This window comes from Okibacterium sp. AC114, assembly GCF_979253355.1.
Genome location: NZ_CEEDBR010000001.1, coordinates 1286950 through 1307430, shown reverse-complemented (window position 1 = coordinate 1307430; position 20481 = coordinate 1286950). Strand labels below are relative to the sequence as shown.

Sequence of the window (20481 nt, the reverse complement as noted above, 5' to 3'; positions counted from 1 at the left end):
AGCGCCTCAGTCGGTGCGGACGACGGCATCGGCTCGCGCCCGATAGTCCGCCCGCGCGAGATAGTTGCGCCACTGGGCATCCCACATCTCCCAGTGGGCGTCGAAGGTGCCCGCGTCCCGTTCGAGGGCACGGCGCTTGCGAGTCTCGTCGGATGCTTCCACCCACACGAGCACGGCGGCGGGGTCGTCTGTCCAGCCGCTCGCGGCGCCGCATCCCTCGACGATGAGCGGATGTCCCGGCGGAATGTCGCGCCATCCCGCCGCAGCGTCGGCCGCCCAGTCCCAGCGCGCGTGGCCCGCGGGCTCGCCGTGACGCCAGGGGCCCAGCACATCGCGCGCGAGGATGGTGGTCGCCTCGTCGAGGCCGCCCCAGCCCGGGTAGATCTCATCCATGCGGATGAGGATGGCGCCCGTGTCGGAGAGAGCAGCGTGCAACTCGTCCGCGAGCGTCGATTTTCCCGAGCCGCTGGGGCCGTCGATGAGGAGGAGCCTCGCGGCCGGCGCGTGCGGTGTCGACGATGAATGGGTTGTCGAGGGCGGCGCAGAGAAGGTCGCGCCGTCCCTGAGGCGAGCAGATCTATCGTCCGGCGCTGCCGCCCAGGCGCGCCGCACGAGATCCGTCAGCGAGGCGAGGTCGGTCATGAGCCGCCCAGGATGAAGTTCCAGGTGCCCGCCGAAACGCTGACGACGACGGCCGCCGCAGCGATGCCGATGCCGATCAGGATGAGGACGGCATCCGCTCGGTGGAAACGTGAGACGCGCGACCAGGTGCGCGGGATGGGCGAGCCGAAGCCGCGGGCCTCCATGGCCGTGGCCAGCTTCGAACCGCGGCGGATGGCGAGCACGAGCAGCGCGATGCTCTGGCCCGCGAAACGTCGCAGACGGCCGGAGTCGGCGACGCCGCGGGCCCGACGAGCGAGGGCCAGCGAACGCCAGTCGTCGATGAAGAGGCCGACCATGCGCAGGCCGGCCAGGGCTCCGAGAACGAAACGGGCCGGGAGCTTCACGATCTGGGCGAGCCCGTCGGCCAGATCGGTGGGATCGATCGTGACGAAGAGAACGACAGCGGGCAGAGCGATGGCCACGATGCGCAGAGCCGTGGCCACACCGATCGCGATCGAACCATCCGTGACGTGCAGGATGCCGAACTGCACATAGGTTTCGCCGGAAGCCTGTCCATAGAGCACCATGCTGAGCCCGGCGAGCGGAGCCGCCAGCCAGATGGGCAGGGTGCGGCGCCAGAATTGCCGCCAGCCGAGGCCGGCCCAGCCGAGGAGCGCGAGTTCGAGCAGGAGGGCGACCGTGGCCGAGAGCCAGTCGAGCGTGAGCACGAGGGCGAGACTCAGCGGGATGGTGGCCGCGAGCTTGGCGACCGGGTTGATGCGGTAGATGACGGGGCCTGGGCGGGTGGATTCGGCGGGCATCGCTGATGCGGTCGTCATGCGATCACTCCCCCGAAGCGCTCATCCGTTCGGTGGGCCCCGCTCGTCGCGCGCACCTCGATGCGGCGGTCGGCCAGCACGCGCACGAAGTCGGCGTCGTGGCTGACGGCCACGATCGAGGTACCTCCGTCTCGGAGCTCGGCGAGCAGCGCCACGAGTTCGCGCCAGGTGCGGGCATCCTGCCCGAACGTCGGTTCGTCGAGCACGAGCACGCGCGGCCCCGTGACGAGCGCCGTGGCCACCGAGAGGCGTCGTTTCTCACCGCCGGAGAGCGTATAAGGGTTCGCCTCGGCGAGATGCGTGAGGCGCAGACGCTCGAGCACCTCGTCGACACGGGCGAGGATGTCGGCGGGCAGCGCCCTGCGTGAGCTCCCACCCGCGACGGCGCGCGGACCCACCAGGAGGTCTTCGCGCACGGTCGGCTTGAGGATCTGATGCTCGGGGTCTTGGAAGACCATGCCGATGCGGGTGAGGAGTTCTCGCGATCGCCAGCGGTGGGGTGAGACATCCACCCGGTTATCGCCCCGGAGCAGGTCGCTCGCGGTCACCGAGCCCGCCTGTGGGGCGAGCAGGCCCGCGAGAGTGAGCGCGAGGGTCGATTTGCCGGCACCGTTCGGGCCCTCGATCGCGAGGAGTTCTCGGTCGCGCAGGTCGAGCGAGAGATCGGTCTGCACGGGATGTTGACCGGGCCGTCCGACGGACAGGCCGGTTGCGCGCAGCAACACACCGTCGTCGGCACCAGCACCAGCACCAGCACCCGCACCCGCACCCGCACCAGCACCAGCATTCGCACCAGCACCCGTGGCCGTTCCAGAGGCGGAGCCCGATGCGATGCCCGAACTCGTTCCGGGCTGGGTACGCCGCGCGGGAGCCTCGGGGCGCCACCCGGGCACCCACACACCCGCCTCGCGCAAACGCTCGGCCGTCGCGGCATCCCCCAACACCCGCTCGACCGAGCCATCCGCGCTGACGCCGCCGTTCGGTTCGAGCACGACGACGCGGTCGACGACCGACGCCCAGGTGTCGACCCGGTGTTCGATCACGACGAGCGTCGCGCCCGTGCGTTCGAGCACGCGCGCCACGGCATGCCGCACCTCGGCCACACCCGCGGGGTCGAGGTTGGCCGTGGGCTCATCCAACAACAACAGGCCGGGATGCATCGCCAGCACACCGGCCAACGCAAGCCGCTGCTTCTGCCCACCCGACAACTGCGACGTGGGATGATCGAGCGCCACATCGAGACCCACCGCATCGAGTGCCCAGCCCACACGCCGCCAGATCTCGCCGCGGTCGACGCCGAGGTTCTCGCAGCCGAAGGCCACGTCGTCACCCACACGAGCCAGGATCACCTGCGAGTCTGGATCTTGCAACACGAGGCCCGCACGACCGCGGACGGCGGCGGGAAGCATCCCGTCGATGAGAAGGGAACCTCGTGATTCGCCCTCGTCGGCAGTGTCTCCGAGAACGCCGGCCAGGGCCTGGATGAGCGTCGACTTGCCGGCACCCGACGGCCCGAGGAGTAGCACGCGCTCCCCCGGCTCGATCGACAGGTCGAGCCCGTCGACCGCCCAGGCGAGCCGGCTGGCGTGCCGGAACGCCCAGCCGCGGGCCTCGACCCCGGCCGGGCGCACCGACATTGTCTCGTCGTCAGACACGTCGAGCGGATGCCCGTCCCGACGCGAAACGATCGAGCGCGCCCGTGCGAGCGAGCCCCTTGGCCGCGAGCCACGGCAACACTCCGGCGACGATGGCGCCACCGATGATCGCCGAGATCGTGTAGACGGCGACGAAGCCGAACGCCGAACCCGGGTACCACAGCACCAGGTCGTTGATGGCCATGGCGAGACCAGCGCCGGCGCCGGCGAGCATAGCGACGGGCAGGTTCCAGACGCGGTAGAAGAACAGCAGGAAGATGATTTCGGCGCCGAGGCCCTGCACGATGCCGGCCTCGATGGTGAGGAATCCTCCCCATTGGGTGCCGACGAGGGCCGAGACGGCCGCGGCGACGGTTTCGACGAAGATGGCCGCGCCGGGTTTGCGGATGACGAGGGCGCCGAGAACTCCGGCGGCCACCCACAGGGTGGCGAGCGATGCTTGCAGGCCGGGCAGGAACTGGAAGGGGGCGCTGATGGCGCTCCATCCAAGACCCCAGGCCCAGAAGACGATGCCGGCGGCGACGCCGAGAACGCTGGCCACGACGATGTCGACGACCCGCCAGCGGAACGGACTGGGGGCGGCCGGAGCCTGCGGTTGTGCGAGTGATTCAGTGCGCGTTGACACGATACGTGCCCCTTCTATTCGGTGAATGAGGGCACGGGTAAGGAGATGGATGCCTCCCTGCGCTGGCATGATCCAGATCAGGTTCGACGGTCGAAGGTTGAGAACCTTCCTCTCAGCCCGGCTCACCGGACTCCCGTGTTGACAAAATTATAGCCCCGCGGCGAGTTGCCGCGGGGCCGAGAAAGTGAGGACTACTTCTTGAGCGCCTTGATGATGCGCGCGAGGGCCTTACCCGTGACCCAGATGGCCGGGATGCCGACGGCGAGGAGCGAGACGACGTTGGGCTCGAAGCGGATGCCGTCGGCCGCCTTGACGTAGGCGCCGATCGGGATAGAGGCACCACCGCCGCCACCGCCCGAACCCGAACCGGCGACGTTCTCGTCGCCGTCTTCGATGTTCTCGCCTTCACCGGCGCCGAAGCCGTACCAGGTCAGTGCGACGGGAATGAGGGAGCCCCCCTCGAACTCGACAGGCTCACCGTAGACGGTTGAGACGCCGAGCGATTTGAAGGAGTTGGCCAGGTCGAGTGAAAGGTTGCTCATGCCCCAAAGTTACTCTGCGGGGCTTCCCCGTCCAAGGGGTTGCGGTCAGCTTCTCGACGCGCTTGGTCGGCCCGCTGGGCGGATGCGGCCGCCGCCTGATCGCGCCCGGTGCGCGTCGTTCCGCTGAGGAGCGCCGCCGAACCGATGGCGCCCGAGCCGAACCTCTTGCGCAGCGAGTCGATCATCGTCTCGGCCTCGCGCCACTCTTCGTCGGGATCCCACAGCAGGGCTCCGGGGCCACCCTCGGTCAGTTGCTCGGCTCGCACGCCGATGAGACGGATGGCGCGGCCATCGGTGTGCAACGCATCGAACAGGTCGGCGGCCTCTTCATAGAACCGCTTCGACACATTGCTCGGGTCTTCGAGCGTGCGCGAACGCGTGACGGTCGTGAAATCGGAGTATCGCACCTTGATCGACACGGTGCGCCCCGAAAGACCCGCCGCGCGCAGGCGCTGCCCGACGCGATCGGACAGGCCGAGGATCTCGCGTCTGATGCGCGCCGGATCGCGGATGTCTTCGTCGAACGTGACCTCGTGACCGACGCTCTTCTCGGTGGACTGCGTGACGATGCGCCGGTCGTCGATGCCGCGTGCGAGCTCGTGCAGCTTGCGCCCCGTGGCCGCGCCGACCGCCCGCTCGAGCACGGTCAGGGGCGCCGCGGCGACGTCGCCGACCGTGCGCAAACCCATGCGCAGCAACGATTCTTCGGTGCGCCCACCCACACCCCATAACGCACGGATGGGAAGCGGATGCAGGAACTGCAGCGTCTCGGCCGGCGGCACGACCAGCAGGCCATCGGGTTTCGCGGCCGACGACGCCAGCTTGGCCACGAACTTCGACCCGGCCGCACCGACCGAGCACGTGAGCCCCGTCTCTTCGTGGACGCGCCGGCGCAGCATGCGGCCGATCTCGGCGGGCGTGCCGAGCAGGCGGCGGGCGCCGGCCACATCGAGGAACGCCTCGTCGATCGACAGCTTCTCGACGAGCGGCGTCGCCTCTTCGAAGATGGCCATGACGCGCTTCGAGAAATGGCTGTAGCGCGCGTGATGCGGCTCGAGGATGACGGCCTGCGGGCACAGACGGATAGCCTTCGACACGGGCATGGCGGCCGTCACCCCGTAGCGGCGGGCCTCGTAGGTGGCGCTCGTGACGACCGAGCGGCCCGTCGGGTTGCCGATGATGACCGGCTTGCCGCGCAGCTCGGGATAGTCGAGCAATTCGACCGACGCGAAGAAGGCGTCCATATCGATGTGCAGAATGTGCGCGCCCTCGCCGGAGGCGTCGTCGTCGGAGACGCGACGCGAGAGACCATCTTGGCGGGACACACTTCATTCTCTCAGGCGCCACCGACATTCGAAGCGGGTGCTGGAGCCCGGGAATGGCTCGCGTGCCCGGGCGTTACAGTGGTCGGGGACACACCGACCGGGAGGCACCGATGACCGACTACGACTGGCTGGCACTGCAGCGCACCGCGCACGAAGAATTCACGCGCCGCCTCGAACAGGTCACCGATTGGGATGCCCCGACGCCCGACACCGACTGGAACGTGCGCCAGCTCGTGCAGCACGTGATCGACGAGCAGCAGTGGGTGTCCGCACTGCTCACCGGCATGACCACGCGGCAGGCGCAGGGGTTGCTCAACCCGCTGTCCGACGACCTGAAGGCCGAGTGGCACCGACACTCGGAGCGGGCCACCAACGCGTGGCAGGAAGCATCCCACGACGCACCCGTGCACCTCAGCTATGACACCGTGACCGTGCGCGAATACCTCGCCGAGCAGGTGTCGGATGTCGCGATCCACACGTGGGATCTCGCGAAAGCGGTGGGTGCCGACGAGCGGCTCGACGACGACCTGGTCGAGGCCGTATGGAGCGTCTTCGCACCCCAGAAGGAGACGCTCGAGGCATCCGGATTATTCGCGTCGCCTGTCGCGGTCGATGAAGATGCTCCCCTGCAGTCGCGCCTGCTCGCGCTCACGGGTCGCGACGTGCGCGCCCCCTTCGGCAGCTAGACCAGCCTTCACACGAGCGCCTCGACGATCGGTTCGAACCACGCCTGGAAGGCATCGGGATCGTCCCGCAGCGACGAGCTCACGACGATCGTGTCGGGCGCCACGACCCAACCGCCGTAGAGCGACAACGGAAGCACCGTGAGGTCGACACGGAACGAGTTGGATTGACGGCGCAGTTGCAGCTGTCGACGCTGGACGAGCCGGTAGATCGCCGGCAGCGACGACCCGCGCTGCCGGACCGAGCGCTCATATTCGGCGTGACGATCGATGCTCCAGCGCATGGCCGCGTCATAGTGTCGATAGAGCAGCTCCTGCAACTCGAGGGCTCGGTCGAACACCTCGAAATGCGGCGGGCGCACGGGCGACATGAATGGTCGCGTCTCGCGCAGGATGATCCCGGCCCACCATCCGCGCCACTGCGCCGCCAGCGCGACCCGGTCGATTCCCTCGAGGTCGGCGTCTGCAGCGGCTTCTGGCACCGGATGCACGGGCGGGATCGTCTCGGCGCACTCCCCCGCCAGGCCGGCCAGATCCCGGAGCGCAAGCGCGAGCAGCACGTCCCAGGGGCAGTCCTCTGTGACCTGCCAACGGATCGTACCCTCCACGAGCATGGCGTCATCGTAGACCTCGCTTCCGGAAACGCGCGAGGGGGTTGAGCCCGTGTATCTCGACTCAACCCCCTCGACGTGTCACGGGGCTGAAAGCGCCCGCGGCGAGTGGTTACTCTTCGACGGCCGCGGCACGCTCGAGCACGAGTTCGCGCACGCGGGCGGCGTCGGCCTGCCCCTTCATGGCCTTCATGACCGCGCCGATGACGGCGCCAGCCGCCTGCACCTTGCCGTCCTTGATCTTGGCCAGCACGTCGGGCTGCGACAACAGCGCCTCGTCGATGGCCGCGATGAGCGCTCCATCGTCGGACACGACCGCGAGGCCGCGCTTGTCGACGACCTCCTGCGGGGTGCCTTCGCCGGCGATGACGCCTTCGAGCACCTGGCGAGCGAGCTTGTCGGTCAGCGTACCGTCGTCGACCAGACGCGTGAGCGCCGCGACCTGCGCGGGTTCGACGAGCGAGGATGCCTCGACCCCCTGCGCGTTCGCGAGCCGGGAGATCTCGCCGGTCCACCACTTGCGTGCGGCCTGCGGGGTCGCGCCGGCCGTGACCGTCTCGGTGATCTCGGTGAGCAGACCGCCGTTGACGACATCCTGGAACTCGAGGTCGGTGAAACCCCACTCGCCCTTCAGGCGGCGACGACGCGCGGCCGGGGGCTCTGGCAGGGCCGCACGCAGCTCCTCGATCAGCTCGAGCGACGGCTCGACGGGCAGCAGGTCGGGCTCGGGGAAGTAACGGTAGTCGTCGGCGTCGGACTTCGGACGGCCGGCCGAGGTGGCGCCGGTGTCTTCGTGCCAGTGCCGCGTCTCCTGCGTGATGGTGCCGCCACCCTTCAGGATGGCCGCCTGCCGCTGGATCTCGTAACGCACGGCACGCTCGACCGAACGCAGCGAGTTCACGTTCTTCGTCTCGGTGCGCGTGCCGAGCTTCTTCTGGCCGCGGGGGCGCAGCGACACGTTGGCGTCGCAGCGCAGGTTTCCGCGTTCCATCTTGGCTTCGGAGATGCCGAGCGACACGACGATGTCACGGATGGTGGCCACATACGCCTTGGCGATCTCGGGCGCGCGGTGCTCGGCGCCATAGATGGGCTTGGTGACGATCTCGACGAGGGGCACGCCCGCGCGGTTATAGTCGACCAGCGAGTACTCCGCGCCCTGGATGCGGCCCGTCGAACCACCCACGTGCGTGAGCTTTCCGGCGTCTTCCTCCATGTGCGCGCGCTCGATGGGCACCGTCACGATGGTGCCGTCTGACAGCTCGACGTCGACGGACCCCTCGAAGGCGATGGGCTCGTCGAACTGCGAGATCTGGTAGTTCTTCGCCAGGTCGGGGTAGAAGTAGTTCTTGCGCGCGAAACGGCTCGACGGTGCGATCTCGCAGCCGAGCGCGAGGCCCAGGCTGATCGAGTAGCGCACGGCCTGGCCGTTGACGACGGGCAGCGAACCGGGCAGGCCGAGGCACACGGGCGACACGTTGGTGTTGGGCAGCGAGCCGAACTCGTTGGGCGCGTCGGAGAACATCTTGGTCTTGGTCGACAGTTCGACGTGCACCTCGAAACCGAGGACGGGTTCGAACAGTTCGAGTGCTTCGTCGAAGTCGAGCAACCGATCCTTCGCCATTATTTGCCTCCCAGGGCAGGTGCTTCAGAAATGAGGGTGTGGCCGCGGGCGTCGTCGAGCAGAGTCTCGAGCGCCGCGCCGACGCGGTAGAGACGCGCGTCTTCGCGGGCCGGGGCCATGAACTGGATGCCGACGGGCAGGCCGTCCTCGGGGGCGAGACCGATGGGCACGCTGATGCCAGGAACGCCCGCGAGGTTGGCGGGGATCGTGGTCAGGTCGTTGAGGTACATGGCCAGCGGGTCGCCGAGCTTCTCGCCCAGCTTGAACGCGGTCGTCGGAGCGGACGGCGTGGCGATCACGTCGACCTGCTCGAAGGCAGCGTTGAAGTCGCGCTGGATGAGCGTGCGCACCTTCTGCGCGCTGCCGTAGTAAGCGTCGTAGTAGCCGGCGCTCAGGGCATACGTGCCGAGGATGATGCGGCGCTTGACCTCGGGACCGAAACCGGCCTCGCGCGTGGCCGACATGACCTGCTCGACCGTTCCGCCGCCTGCGGGCTGAACGCGCATGCCGAAACGCACCGAGTCGAACTTGGCGAGGTTGCTGGATGCCTCGGCGGGCAGGATCAGGTAATAAGCCGACACCGCGTATTCGAAGTTCGGTGCCGAGATCTCGATGACCTCTGCGCCCTGCGCCTCGAGCTGCTGGACGGCCTCGTCGAAGCGGCTCTTGACGCCCGCCTGGAAACCGTCGCCCTGGAATTCGCGCACGAGGCCCACCTTGAGGCCGCGCAGCACCTGACCGGTGGCACCCTCGCGGGCGGCGGCGGCCATGGAGGGCCACTCGTCGCGGAGCGACGTGCTGTCGCGCGGGTCGTGGCCGCCGATGACGTCGTGCAGCAGACCGGCGTCGAGCACCGTGCGCGTGACGGGGCCGACCTGGTCGAGCGACGAGGCCAGCGCGATGGCGCCGTAACGGCTGACTCCGCCGTAGGTAGGCTTCATGCCGACGGTGCCCGTGACGTGGGCGGGCTGGCGGATGGAGCCACCCGTGTCGCTGCCGAGCGCGAGGGGCGCCTCGAAGGCTGCGACGGCCGCGGCCGAGCCGCCACCCGAGCCACCGGGGATGCGCGTCAAGTCCCACGGGTTCTTGGTGGGGCCGTATGCCGAGTGCTCGGTGGAGGAACCCATGGCGAATTCATCCATGTTGGTCTTGCCGAGGGGCACGAGGCCGGCCTCGCGCGCACGCTTGACGACCGTGGCGTCGTAAGGAGACATGTAGCCCTCGAGGATCTTCGAGCCCGAGGTGGAGGGCATGTCGGTGGTGACGAGGACGTCTTTCACGGCCAGCGGCACACCGGCGAGTTCGCCGAGCTGTTCACCGGCGGCGCGGCGCTCGTCGATGCGCTCGGCCTGCTGGATGGCGTGGTCTGAGACGTGCAGGAACGCGTGCACGTCGCCGTCGACGGCTGCGATGCGGTCGAGGTGGGCGCGCGTGGCCTCGACGGCGCTGATCTCGCGCGACGACAGCTTCTCGGCCAGTTCGGCCGCGGTCATGCGGATGATGTCGCTCACTGTTCCTCCCCCAGGATCGCCGAAACCTTGAAGCGGTTGTCGGCGTGTTCGGGCGCGTTCTGCAGCGCCTGCTCGATGGTCAACGTCTCGCCCACGACGTCGTCGCGGAACACGTTGGTGAGCGGGATCGGGTGGCTGGTGGCGGGGACGTCGTCGGTGGCGACCTCTTGCACCTTCTGGATGCTGTCGACGATCTGGCCGAGCTCTGTCGTGAGGCTCTGGATTTCGTCGTCGCCGAGGTCGATCCGGGCGAGGTTGGCGAGATGCGCCACCAGCTCCGGCGTGATTTCAGACATAACACTCCATCTGATTGGGGGTGGTGTGCCCTAATTCTATGGCCGACGCGCGTTCCGGCGGGTGCCCCGATCGCGCTCGACACCTAAAGTGGAGGCGTGAACCTCGAAGCGACCAACGAAGACGCGAAACCCTGGCTCAAGAGTTATGCCGAGGGGGTGCCCACCGACATCCCCACGCAGACCGGATGCCTGGTCGATCTCGTCGACGAATCGGCGTCCCAGTACGGCCGCACCGCCGCTCTCGAGTTCTTCGGCCGCACCACGAGCTACGACGAGCTGGTCGTGCAGATCGCGCGCGTGGCCGAAGCCTTGCGCCGGCTGGGCGTGTCGAAGGGCGACACCGTGGCCATCGTGCTGCCGAACTGCCCGCAGCACATCGTGGCGTTCTACGCCGTTTTGCGCCTCGGCGCCATCGTGGTCGAGCACAACCCGCTCTACACGGCGCGCGAGTTGCGGCACCAGTTCGAGGACCACGGCGCCAAAACGGCCATCGTGTGGAACAAGGTCGTGCGCACGGTGCAGGAGTTCCCCTCGGATGTCGCGGTCGACACCCTGATCTCGGTCGACGTCACACGCGCCATGCCCGCCCACACTCGAGCGGCCCTCACGCTTCCCATCAAGAAGGCGCGCGAATCGCGAGCCGCTCTCACCGAGAAGGTGTCGGGCACGGTGCTGTGGGAGAAGTTGGTCGCCTCGAAGAAGCTCGACGCGAAGCATCCTCGCCCCGAGACGGGTGACCTCGCGATCATCCAGTACACCTCGGGCACGACCGGGACGCCCAAGGGTGCGGCCCTGACGCACGGCAACTTGCTCGCCAATGCGGCGCAATCGCGCGCGTGGGTGCCCACGATCGAGCGCGGCAAGTGCACGGTGTATGCCGTGCTGCCCATGTTCCACGCCTACGGACTCACGCTATGCCTCACGTTTGCGATGAGCATGGGGGCGCGGTTGGTGCTGTTCCCGAAGTTCGACCCTGACCTGGTGCTGAAGGTGGCGGCCAAGCGCCCGCCCACGTTCCTGCCGGCCGTGCCGCCCATCGCCGACCGCCTGCTGCGCGCGGCCACCGAGCAGGGCGTGTCGCTGAAGGGCATCGAGATCGCGATCTCGGGCGCCATGACGTTGCCCGAGACGCTGGTCGAGCCCTGGGAGGCCGCCACCGGCGGATTCCTCGTCGAGGGTTACGGCCTGAGCGAGTGTTCGCCGGTGTTGATGGCGAACCCGGTGGCGAGCAACCGCAAGGCGGGCACGGTGGGGCTGCCGCTTCCCGGCACCGAGGTGCGCGTTGTCGATCAGGATGACCCGCGCGAGGTTCTGCCGATCGGTTCCGAGGGCGAGCTGTTGGTCCGCGGGCCGCAGGTGTTCGGCGGCTATTACCGCAAACCCGACGAGACGGCGGCCGTGTTCGTCGACGGCTGGTTCCGTACGGGCGACATCGTGTCGCTCGACGAGGACGGTTTCATGAGCGTCGTCGACCGCATCAAAGAGCTGATCATCACGGGCGGGTTCAATGTGGCACCGACCGAGGTCGAGAACGCGCTGCGCACGCATCCGTCGGTTGCCGATGCGGCCGTCGTGGGCGTGCCCTCGGTGCATTCGGGCGAGGATGTCGTGGCCGCTGTGGTTGCCGCGCCGGGCCAGACGATCGATGCCGAGGCGCTGCGCACGTTCGCGCGTGATCAGCTGACGCCGTACAAGGTGCCGCGCCGCATCGTGGTCGTGGACGAGTTGCCGGTGTCGCTCATCGGCAAGGTTCTGCGCAAGAAGGTGCGCGAGAACATCATCGCGGGCTAGTTGTCCGGGTGAGTCGCGCCGCCAGACCTGCAGGCGCGACGACCCGCTCACGCCTCGGGGAGGACGCTGCGTTCACCTCAGCGCCGTGCGGGAGCGTGCCGAGCTATTCAGCCGCTGGGTCCGAAGCCTCGGGCGACTTGGCCTCAGGGCCTTGGACCTCAGGGGCTTGGACCTCAGGGGCTTCGGCCAGCGCGGCCGGGCCTTCTTGCAGGAGAAGCGCGAACTGCTCGGCGTCGATGATGCGCACGCCGAGGGCCTCGGCTTTGGCGAGCTTCGATCCCGCGCCCGGGCCCGCGGCGACGAAGTCGGTCTTCTTCGAGACGCTGGATGCGGCTTTGCCGCCCGCCTGCACGATGGCTTCGAGGGCACCTTCGCGCGTGAACCCCTCGAGCGAACCGGTGGCCACGACCGTGACGCCCGAGAGCACTCCCCCGGCCTCGGTAGCGGCCCCCGGCCCGGGGTGACCGGGCGTCGAGAACTGCACGCCGGCCGCGGCCCAGCGCTCGACGATCTCGACGTGCCAGTCGACCTCGAACCACGCGATGAGCGCGTCGGCGATGATGCCGCCCACGCCGTCCACGGCCGCGAGTTCGTCGCGCGATGCGGCCCGGATCGCGTCGAGCGAGCCGAAATAGTTGGCCAGGGCCCGTGCGGCGACGGGGCCGACGTGGCGGATGCTGAGGCCCACCAACATGCGCCACAGCGGCTTGGTCTTGGCGGCCTCGAGGTTGGCGAGCATCTCGTGGGCGGTCTTCGACGGAACCGACGTCTCGTCGCCGTCGAACACGTCGGCCGCCGGATCGTGCGCGCCGTCTCGTTTGACGTTGCGGCGGCGGCGGAACGGGGTGTCGCGCTTGGGCTCGCCCTGTTCGGTGAGCTTCGGCATGCCCGTCTCGGAGTCGCGCACGACGACCTCGATGGGGAAGATGTCGGCCATCGTCAGGTCGAAGAGCCCGGCCTCGGTGGCGAGCGGCGGCGTCTCGGGCACGGCGGGCTGCGTGAGCGCCGCGGCCGCGACCTCGCCGAGCCCCTCGATGTCGAGCGAGCCGCGGGAGGCGATGTGCTCGACGCGCCCGCGCACCTGCGCCGGGCAGCTGCGCGCGTTGGGGCAGCGCAGGTCGATGTCGCCCTCTTTCGCGGGCTTCAGCGGGGTGCCGCATTCGGGGCATTCGGTGGGCATGACGAATTCGCGCTCGGTGCCGTCGCGCAGCTCGATGACGGGCCCGAGCACCTCGGGAATGACGTCGCCCGCCTTGCGCAGCACGACCGTGTCGCCGATGAGCACACCCTTGGCCTTGACGACCTGCTGGTTGTGCAGCGTGGCCTGGCGCACCTCGCTGCCGGCCACCTCGACTTTCTGCATGACGGCGAAGGGCGTTGCACGACCCGTGCGGCCGACGCTCACGACGATGTCGAGCAGTTTGGTGTTGACCTCTTCGGGCGGGTACTTGTAGGCGATGGCCCAGCGGGGCGCCCGCGAGGTGGCACCCAATTCTTCGTGCAGGCCCAGGTCGTCGACCTTGATGACGATGCCGTCGATCTGGTGCTCGACCGAGGCGCGCTGCTCGCCGTATTTCTTGACGAACCCGGCGACCTCGTCGATGGTATCGAAGACCCGGAAATGGGTGGAGATAGGCAGGCCCCACTGCTCGAGCAGGCCGTAGACCTCCGATTGCGAGGTGACGTGAGTGTCGCGCTCGAGCTCGCGCACCGGCCACGCGCCGATGCCGTGCACGAGCATGCGCAGGCTCTTCAAGCGATTCTGCATGAGGGCGAGCTTCTCGGCGCTCTTGCCCTCTTCTTTCTGGCGCAGCGACCCGGCGGCCGCGTTGCGCGGGTTGGCGAACACCCGCTCGCCGGCCTGGCGCTGGCGCTCGTTCAGCTGGTCGAACAACTCGACGGGGAAGAAGATCTCGCCGCGCACCTCGACGAGGGGCGGATGACCGGAGCCGGCGAGCCGCTCGGGGATGGTGCCCATGGTGAGCACGTTGCCCGTGACGTCTTCGCCGACGACGCCATCGCCGCGCGTGGCGGCCGTCACGAGCACACCGTTTTCGTAGCGCAGATTGATGGCGAGGCCGTCGATCTTCAGCTCGCTGAGGAAGCGCACACGCTCGGAACCCGCATCGCGCTCCACCTTGGCGGCCCACTCGGCCAACTCGTCCTCGCTGAAGACGTTGTCGAGGCTGAGCATGCGCTCGGCGTGCTCGACGGGCGCGAACTGCGTCGTCTCGGCGCGGCCACCGACGGTCTGCGTGGGGCTATCAGCCTTCTGCAGCTCGGGATGCAGCCGCTCGAGCTCGTCGAGCCGGCGCACCATTGCGTCGTAGTCGGCGTCGCTGACCGTGGACGCGTTCTTCTCGTAGTACTCGTCGCGCAGCGTGAGGATGCGATCGGTCAGCTCGTCGACCTCGTCGCGCGCTCGCTCGAGCTCGGCCACCTCGTCATGGGTGCGCTCGTCGACGGGGGCTGAAGAATCGCGGCTCGTGCTCATGGCACCAGTTTAGAGATCACCACCGACAAGCGAACGGGGTTGCGCCCCGTGCTCGAGCCCGGCAGCCGGGCAGCCGGGCACCCGACGGCTAGACCCCGACGGGGACCGCGCTGACCGTTCGATCGATCGTGAACTGGCCGAGAACGCGCGTGCCGACGTAGATGACGGCGGTCTGACCGGGGGCCACACCATTCAGCGCGATCTCGGGGGTGACGACGAACTCGTCGCCGTTCTCGGTCGACTGGATGCGCGCCACAGCGGGCACAGGGTCGGCGTGTGCGCGGATTTGCACCTCGCAGTCGAACGACTCTTCGGGGTGCTGCTGCGGGAGACCTGCCCAGGTGTAACGGCTTCCGGCGATCTCGGCGATGGCCAGCGCCTCCTTGGGACCGACGACGACCTCGTTGGTCTTCGGGCGCACCTCGAGCACGAAACGGGGGCGGCCGTCGGGCGCCGGCACGCCGAGGTTCAAGCCGCGGCGCTGTCCGACCGTATAGGCGTGCGCACCCTCGTGGGCGCCGACGGTGTTGCCCTCGCGGTCGATGATGGCGCCGTCGGCGATGCCGACACGCTCGCCCAGCCATCCCTTCGTGTCTCCGTCGGGGATGAAGCAGATGTCGTGGCTGTCGGGCTTCGAGGCCACGCTGAAACCGCGCTCGGCGGCCTCGGCACGCACGAGTGCCTTCGACGGCGTCTCGCCGAGCGGGAACATCGAGTGCGCCAGCTGCTCGGCGGTCAGGACACCCAGCACGTAGGACTGGTCCTTGGCCCAGGCGCTCGCGCGGTGCAACTCGCGGTTGCCCTGGTCGTCGGTGACGATGGTGGCGTAGTGGCCCGTGCACACGGCGTCGAAACCGAGGTCGATGGCCTTCTCGAGCAGCGCCGCGAACTTGATCTTCTCATTGCAGCGCATGCACGGGTTGGGCGTGCGCCCGGCCGAATACTCGGCGATGAAGTCGTCGACCACGTCGAGCTTGAAGCGCTCGGAGAAGTCCCACACGTAGTAGGGGATGCCGATGATGTTGGCCGCACGCTGAGCGTCGGTCGAGTCTTCGATGGTGCAGCACCCGCGGCTGCCCGTGCGCAGAGTGCCCGGCATGCGGGACAGGGCCAGGTGCACACCGACCACCTCGTGACCGGCATCGACCGCTCGGGCGGCAGCCACCGCAGAATCGACACCGCCAGACATCGCCGCAAGAATTTTCATCCGATAAGTCTACGCGCGTGTGAGAGCGGATGCGTCGGGGCCACTGTACGCGCGCCGGGAGGTGTCAGCGCGGGACGACCGCGCGGTCGGCGTGACCCGCCTTGCGCGCCTGGGCGTACGCCGACGGCAGGGCGGCCAGCAGCGCGTCGACGTCGGCGTCGGTGCTGCCGTGACCGAGGGTCATGCGCAGGGCTCCGCGCGACGCATCTTCATCGCGGCCCATGGCCCGCAGCACGTGGGAGGGCTCGGGGATGCCCGCCTGACACGCCGACCCGGTCGAGACGGCGACCCCCGCCATGTCGAGCAGGAAGAGGAGCGAGTCGCCCTCGCACCCGGGGAAGGAGAAGTGGGCGTTGGTGGCCACGCGGGAGTCGCCCGTCGGACCATTCAGCACGGCGTCGGGAACGGCCGCGCGCACCCCGTCCACGAGCCGGTCACGCAGACGAGCGAGCCGCGGGCCCTCGCCGGCCATGCGCTCGACCGCCGAACGCGCGGCGGCCGCGAAAGCCGCAGCGGCCGCGACATCCTGCGTGCCCGAACGCACCTGCCGCTGCTGCCCGCCGCCGTGCACGAGCGCCTCGATGGTGGCGCGACGCGAGAGCACGAGCGCGCCCGCGCCCACCGGTCCACCGATCTTGTGTGCCGACACGCTGAGCGCCACGAGACCCGCGCCGCCGGTGCTTCCGCTCGCGGCGCGCACCGCGGCCAGGTCGATGGGCACATGCCCGTAGGCGGCGACGGCGTCCACATGGAACGGCACACCGAAGCGGGCGGCGAGCGCCGACATCCGCTCGATAGGCTGGATGCTGCCGACCTCGTTGTTCACCCAGATGCTCGTGAGCAGCGACACACGGTCGCCGTTGTCGATGAGCTCGCGTTCGAGGGCGTCGAGCAGCACGAACCCGTCGCCGTCGAGTGGCAGCCAGTGCACCTCGGCCTGCTGCCGGTTGACAAGCCATTCGATGGCGTCGATGGTGGCGTGGTGTTCTCCCCCGGGCGCGAGGATGAGAGGCCGCGCCTCCTCGACGTTGCGCGCCCAGTGCAGCCCCTTGATGGCCGCGTTGATGGCCTCGGTGCCGCCCGACGTGAAGACCACCTCGATGGGGTCGGCGCCCACGCTCGTGGCAACGGTCTCGCGGGATTCTTCGAGCAGACGCTTGGCCTCTTGCCCCGCCGAGTGGATCGAGGACGGGTTGCCGAACGTGCCGAGGGCGCGCGTGTAGGCGTCGATCGCCTCCGGCAGCATGGGGGTGGTTGCCGCGTGGTCGAGATAGACCGCCATATCGTGCTCCTCAGACGCATTCAGGTGCTCGTAACATTGCCGTCGAACGCCCTTACTACTCTAGAACTCATGACAACCCCCGACCCGTTCGCGTCCCTCGGTGTGAGATTCGACGGGTCTGGCGGCCGCATCGGCGTCTGGTCCGCGAGCGCCACCCGCATCGAGCTCGTCCTGTTCGACGACACCGATCCCCAATGGGTGACGGGCCGGGTGCCCCTGACGCGCGGCGAATCGGATGTCTGGACCGCCAGCTCTCCCCTGCTCACCCCCGGGCGCCGCTACGCTCTGCGCGCCGACGGCCCCACCGGCCCGCGGCATCGCTTCGACCCCGACGCCCTGCTGCTCGACCCGTACGGCCGCGGTCTGCAACGTGTCGCCCAGGGCGAATGGCGCTCGACGGCCGTCGATGAATCCTTCGACTGGGGCGGCGTGCAGAAGCCGGCCGTGCCGCTCGATCGCACGGTCGTGTACGAGGCCCATGTGAAGGGGCTGACGAAGCTCAACCCGGCGTTGCCGGAGAACCTGCGGGGCAGCTACGCGGGGCTCGCGCATCCCTCGACCATCGAGCACCTCACGACCCTCGGGGTGACGAGCGTTCAGTTGTTGCCCGTTCACGCCTTCGTGTCGGAGCAACGGCTGCTGAAGCAGGGCATGACCAACTATTGGGGTTACAACACGCTGTCGTTCTTCAGCCCGCACGCGCCCTATGCGTCGCGCACCGCTCAGGCTGGTGGGCCCGCCGCTGTGCTGCGCGAGTTCAAGGGCATGGTGAAGTTGCTGCACGAGGCCGGGCTCGAGGTGCTGCTCGACGTGGTCTACAACCACACGGCGGAGGAAGGGCCGGATGGTCCGCGACTCAGCCTGCGCGGCCTCGACGACTCGAGCTACTACCGTCAGGACGATCGCGGGCGCTACGTCGACGTGACGGGCTGCGGCGACACGCTCGACACGAACTCGCCGGGCGGCCAGCGGCTCGTGCTCGACTCGCTGCGCTATTGGGCGAACGAGGTGCAGATCGACGGGTTCCGCTTCGACCTGGCGGCCGCGCTCGGGCGCAATGCGGGACACGAGTACGACCCCGAGCATCCGCTTCTCGCCGCGATCGTCGACGATCCAGCGCTCGCCGGCGTGAAGATGATCGCCGAACCCTGGGATGTGGGTATGGGCGGCTGGCAGACGGGCAACTTCCCCGACGGCTGGCACGAGTGGAACGACCGCTACCGCGACCGCGCCCGCAACTTCTGGTTGAGCGACGTGGACTATTCGCGGCGCGCAAGTGATCCGCCCGTCGGCATCGGCGGTTTCGCCACCCGGCTCGCGGGATCGTCGAACACGTTCAGCGCCGCGCGCGGGCCGCTGGCATCGGTCAACTTCGTCACCGCGCACGACGGTTTCACGCTGGCCGACCTGGTGTCCTACGACGTGAAGCACAACGTGGGCAACGGCGAATCGAATCGCGACGGCAGCGACAACAACCGCTCGTTCAACCACGGCGCCGAGGGCGAAACCGACGATCCGGGCATCCTGGCCACGCGTCGCAAGGCCATGCGCAACCTGCTGGGCACGCTTCTGCTGTCGGCGGGCGTGCCCATGATCACCGCGGGCGACGAGGTCGCGCGCAGCCAGCGCGGCAACAACAACGCCTACTGTCACGACAGCGAGCTCACCTGGTTGTCCTACCAGCCGACGCCTGACGAGCAGGCGTTGCGCCGGCACGTCGAAACGCTGACGCGTGTGCGCGCCGAGAACCCGGCGTTACGGCCCCGACGTTTCGGCAAGAGCGGTGTGCGCGTGCCGAGTGCGAGCGAGATGGACTGGTACGACGCCACGGGTGCGACCATGAGCGACGAGGACTGGACGTCGCCCCGCCACCGCACCTTGCAATATGTGGCCGCGTCGACGCCCGAAACCGAGGAGTTCAACCGCGTCCTGCTCATCGTGCACGGCGTCGAGACCGACGTGAGTGTCACGCTGCCGCATCACGACGGTGTGGTGCGCTATCGCTCGCTGTGGTCGAGCGCCGAAGATGAGGTGGCGGGTGCCGACGGCGCCGTCTTCGCGCCGGGCGATGTCGTCGACGTGTGCGCGACGTCGATGTGGTTGTTCCGGGCCGAAAACGACTAACCGCGGCGAGCGCTGACGACGGTGGCGTCGCCCTCGACCGAGCGGATGATCTCTGCCTCGAGTCCGGCCGCCCGCATCATCTGGGCCGACAGGTGTGCCTGCGCATTACCGGTTTCGACGAAGAGCGTTCCTCCCGGCGCGAGCCAGTCGGAGGCCCCTTCTGCGAGCCGGCGCTGGATGTCGAGCCCGTCGTCGCCGCCGTCGAGCGTGCCGCGCGGCTCGTACAGGCGGGCCTCGGGCGGCAGCAGCGCGATTTCGGCGGTCGGCACATAGGGCGTGTTGCAGACGAGCGTGCGGATGCGGCCCCGCAAACTCTCGGGCAGTGCGGCGTACAGATCGCCCTCGAAGACGTGCCCGCCCACCGGTTCGAGGTTCACGCGGGCCCAGGAGACGGCGCGGGGGTCGATATCGGCGGCGGTCAATTCGATGCCGGGCACCCGCCCGGCGAGGGCCAACCCGATCGCCCCCGACCCGCAGCAAAGGTCGACGACCGGGTCTCCCGGTCGGGTGACGGAAGCGGCCGCTTCGACCAACAACTCGGTGCGGTGCCGCGGCACGAAGACGCCATCCCCCACACGCACGCGGATGCCGTCGAACAGCGCCCAGCCGAGGACGTACTCGACCGGCACGCCCGAGACGCGTTGCGCCACCATCCGCTCGAGGGCGACTCGGTTTGCGAGGGGGTCCGGCCGCTCAGAACCGAGCATTTCTCCCACGAGCAAGGCGGCCTCTTCCTCGGCGAACACGCATCCGGCCGCACGCAGACGGCGCGCGACATCCGCTTCGATGTCGTGGGTGTCTCGGCTGCCGGGCTCGTTCACTGCCAGCCGATGCGGTTGCCATACCCGTCGACGAATCTGAGCTGCGGGAACTCGTGCGACAAACGCACCAGGAATTCTTGCCCCTCGGCCGTGGACACGGGCCACGCCCAGTTCTGCACGCCGCCCGAGCGTTTGAGCGCCTCGACGAACATGTCGCGTTCGGCTCCGGCGCCCTCATGACGCTTCGGCACCAGGACTCGCGTGATGCGCGCGTAGTCGTGCAGCACGATGAACTGGAAGCTCGACCCCGTCTTGTCGTCGCGCACGATGAATTCACGCGAACCCGGGATGTCGGGCGGAATCTCGACCGTATCGAACCGCCTGTTCGCCCCTGCCGCGGTCGACTGGCGATATGACCGTGCGAAGAAGAACAGCACCACCGCGATCATCGACATGACGACCAGGCCGCCGACGATGCGGCCGCCCGGGAACGCGTCGAGGTCGAACATCG

18 protein-coding genes and 1 riboswitch are annotated in these 20481 nt (G+C 68.7%); of the genes, 3 read left to right on the top strand and 15 right to left on the bottom strand.

Annotated elements, in window-relative coordinates:
* Window positions 1-6 precede the first annotated feature (6 nt).
* From ACZ6IE_RS06275 to ACZ6IE_RS06250, 6 genes are all read right to left on the bottom strand, one after another.
* Window positions 7-642 carry an AAA family ATPase gene (locus tag ACZ6IE_RS06275; RefSeq protein ID WP_464607236.1) on the bottom strand — a complete coding sequence of 212 codons (636 nt, stop codon included), beginning with the start codon at window positions 640-642 and terminating at the stop codon, window positions 7-9.
* A complete protein-coding gene (locus ACZ6IE_RS06270; RefSeq protein WP_464607235.1) occupies window positions 639-1442 on the bottom strand; it encodes an energy-coupling factor transporter transmembrane component T family protein in 804 nt (267 codons plus the stop codon). Before ACZ6IE_RS06270 ends, ACZ6IE_RS06275 begins: the two co-directional genes overlap by 4 nt.
* The gene (locus ACZ6IE_RS06265) at window positions 1439-3079 is read right to left on the bottom strand and encodes an ABC transporter ATP-binding protein (protein ID WP_464608594.1); all 1641 of its coding nucleotides are present in this window, start codon (window positions 3077-3079) and stop codon (window positions 1439-1441) included. The genes ACZ6IE_RS06270 and ACZ6IE_RS06265 overlap by 4 nt, the downstream gene beginning before the upstream one ends.
* Window positions 3080-3089: 10 nt before the next feature.
* Window positions 3090-3722, bottom strand: coding sequence for an ECF transporter S component (locus ACZ6IE_RS06260; protein WP_464607234.1), 633 nt, complete (start codon window positions 3720-3722; stop codon window positions 3090-3092).
* Window positions 3723-3759: 37 nt separating this feature from the next.
* Window positions 3760-3869: riboswitch (TPP riboswitch) on the bottom strand.
* 44 nt (window positions 3870-3913) lie between these two features.
* The gene (locus tag ACZ6IE_RS06255) at window positions 3914-4264 is read right to left on the bottom strand and encodes a hypothetical protein (protein WP_077053389.1); all 351 of its coding nucleotides are present in this window, start codon (window positions 4262-4264) and stop codon (window positions 3914-3916) included.
* On the bottom strand, window positions 4261-5589 hold the full coding sequence (locus ACZ6IE_RS06250) for a DNA polymerase IV (protein ID WP_464607233.1): 1329 nt from the start codon (window positions 5587-5589) through the stop codon (window positions 4261-4263). Before ACZ6IE_RS06250 ends, ACZ6IE_RS06255 begins: the two co-directional genes overlap by 4 nt.
* A 110-nt stretch (window positions 5590-5699) precedes the next feature.
* Here ACZ6IE_RS06250 and ACZ6IE_RS06245 point away from each other — a divergent pair, with 110 nt between their 5' ends.
* A complete protein-coding gene (locus ACZ6IE_RS06245) occupies window positions 5700-6275 on the top strand; it encodes a TIGR03086 family metal-binding protein (protein WP_464607232.1) in 576 nt (191 codons plus the stop codon).
* A gap of 8 nt (window positions 6276-6283) precedes the next feature.
* Here the strand turns inward: ACZ6IE_RS06245 and ACZ6IE_RS06240 are convergent, their stop codons facing one another.
* From ACZ6IE_RS06240 to gatC, 4 genes are all read right to left on the bottom strand, one after another.
* Entirely contained in the window at window positions 6284-6886 is a 603-nt protein-coding gene (locus ACZ6IE_RS06240) for a hypothetical protein (protein WP_464607231.1), read from the bottom strand.
* A gap of 109 nt (window positions 6887-6995) precedes the next feature.
* Entirely contained in the window at window positions 6996-8504 is a 1509-nt protein-coding gene (gene gatB / locus ACZ6IE_RS06235; RefSeq protein ID WP_464607230.1) for an Asp-tRNA(Asn)/Glu-tRNA(Gln) amidotransferase subunit GatB, read from the bottom strand.
* A complete protein-coding gene (gene gatA / locus ACZ6IE_RS06230; protein WP_464607229.1) occupies window positions 8504-10015 on the bottom strand; it encodes an Asp-tRNA(Asn)/Glu-tRNA(Gln) amidotransferase subunit GatA in 1512 nt (503 codons plus the stop codon). Before gatA ends, gatB begins: the two co-directional genes overlap by 1 nt.
* Window positions 10012-10311, bottom strand: a complete 300-nt coding sequence (gatC, locus tag ACZ6IE_RS06225; protein ID WP_077053394.1) for an Asp-tRNA(Asn)/Glu-tRNA(Gln) amidotransferase subunit GatC — start codon at window positions 10309-10311, stop codon at window positions 10012-10014. The genes gatA and gatC overlap by 4 nt, the downstream gene beginning before the upstream one ends.
* Window positions 10312-10407: 96 nt before the next feature.
* On the opposite strand from gatC, the gene ACZ6IE_RS06220 reads away from it, so the two are divergent.
* Window positions 10408-12102, top strand: coding sequence for a long-chain-fatty-acid--CoA ligase (locus ACZ6IE_RS06220; RefSeq protein ID WP_464607228.1), 1695 nt, complete (start codon window positions 10408-10410; stop codon window positions 12100-12102).
* Window positions 12103-12205: 103 nt separating this feature from the next.
* On the opposite strand, the gene ligA is transcribed toward ACZ6IE_RS06220, so the two are convergent.
* The 3 genes from ligA to ACZ6IE_RS06205 form a co-directional block, all read right to left on the bottom strand.
* Complete coding sequence (gene ligA / locus ACZ6IE_RS06215) at window positions 12206-14596, bottom strand: NAD-dependent DNA ligase LigA (RefSeq protein WP_464607227.1); 2391 nt, start codon at window positions 14594-14596, stop codon at window positions 12206-12208.
* Window positions 14597-14684: 88 nt separating this feature from the next.
* The gene (gene mnmA, locus ACZ6IE_RS06210) at window positions 14685-15803 is read right to left on the bottom strand and encodes a tRNA 2-thiouridine(34) synthase MnmA (RefSeq protein WP_464607226.1); all 1119 of its coding nucleotides are present in this window, start codon (window positions 15801-15803) and stop codon (window positions 14685-14687) included.
* 64 nt (window positions 15804-15867) lie between these two features.
* The gene (locus ACZ6IE_RS06205; protein WP_464607225.1) at window positions 15868-17085 is read right to left on the bottom strand and encodes a cysteine desulfurase family protein; all 1218 of its coding nucleotides are present in this window, start codon (window positions 17083-17085) and stop codon (window positions 15868-15870) included.
* 69 nt (window positions 17086-17154) lie between these two features.
* On the opposite strand from ACZ6IE_RS06205, the gene glgX reads away from it, so the two are divergent.
* Entirely contained in the window at window positions 17155-19209 is a 2055-nt protein-coding gene (gene glgX, locus ACZ6IE_RS06200; protein ID WP_464607224.1) for a glycogen debranching protein GlgX, read from the top strand.
* On the opposite strand, the gene ACZ6IE_RS06195 is transcribed toward glgX, so the two are convergent.
* Window positions 19206-20030 carry a putative protein N(5)-glutamine methyltransferase gene (locus ACZ6IE_RS06195; protein WP_464607223.1) on the bottom strand — a complete coding sequence of 275 codons (825 nt, stop codon included), beginning with the start codon at window positions 20028-20030 and terminating at the stop codon, window positions 19206-19208. The two genes, glgX and ACZ6IE_RS06195, sit on opposite strands and share 4 nt — an antisense overlap.
* On the bottom strand, window positions 20027-20479 hold the full coding sequence (locus ACZ6IE_RS06190) for a hypothetical protein (RefSeq protein WP_077053401.1): 453 nt from the start codon (window positions 20477-20479) through the stop codon (window positions 20027-20029). Before ACZ6IE_RS06190 ends, ACZ6IE_RS06195 begins: the two co-directional genes overlap by 4 nt.
* Between the last annotated feature and the right edge of the window lie 2 nt (window positions 20480-20481).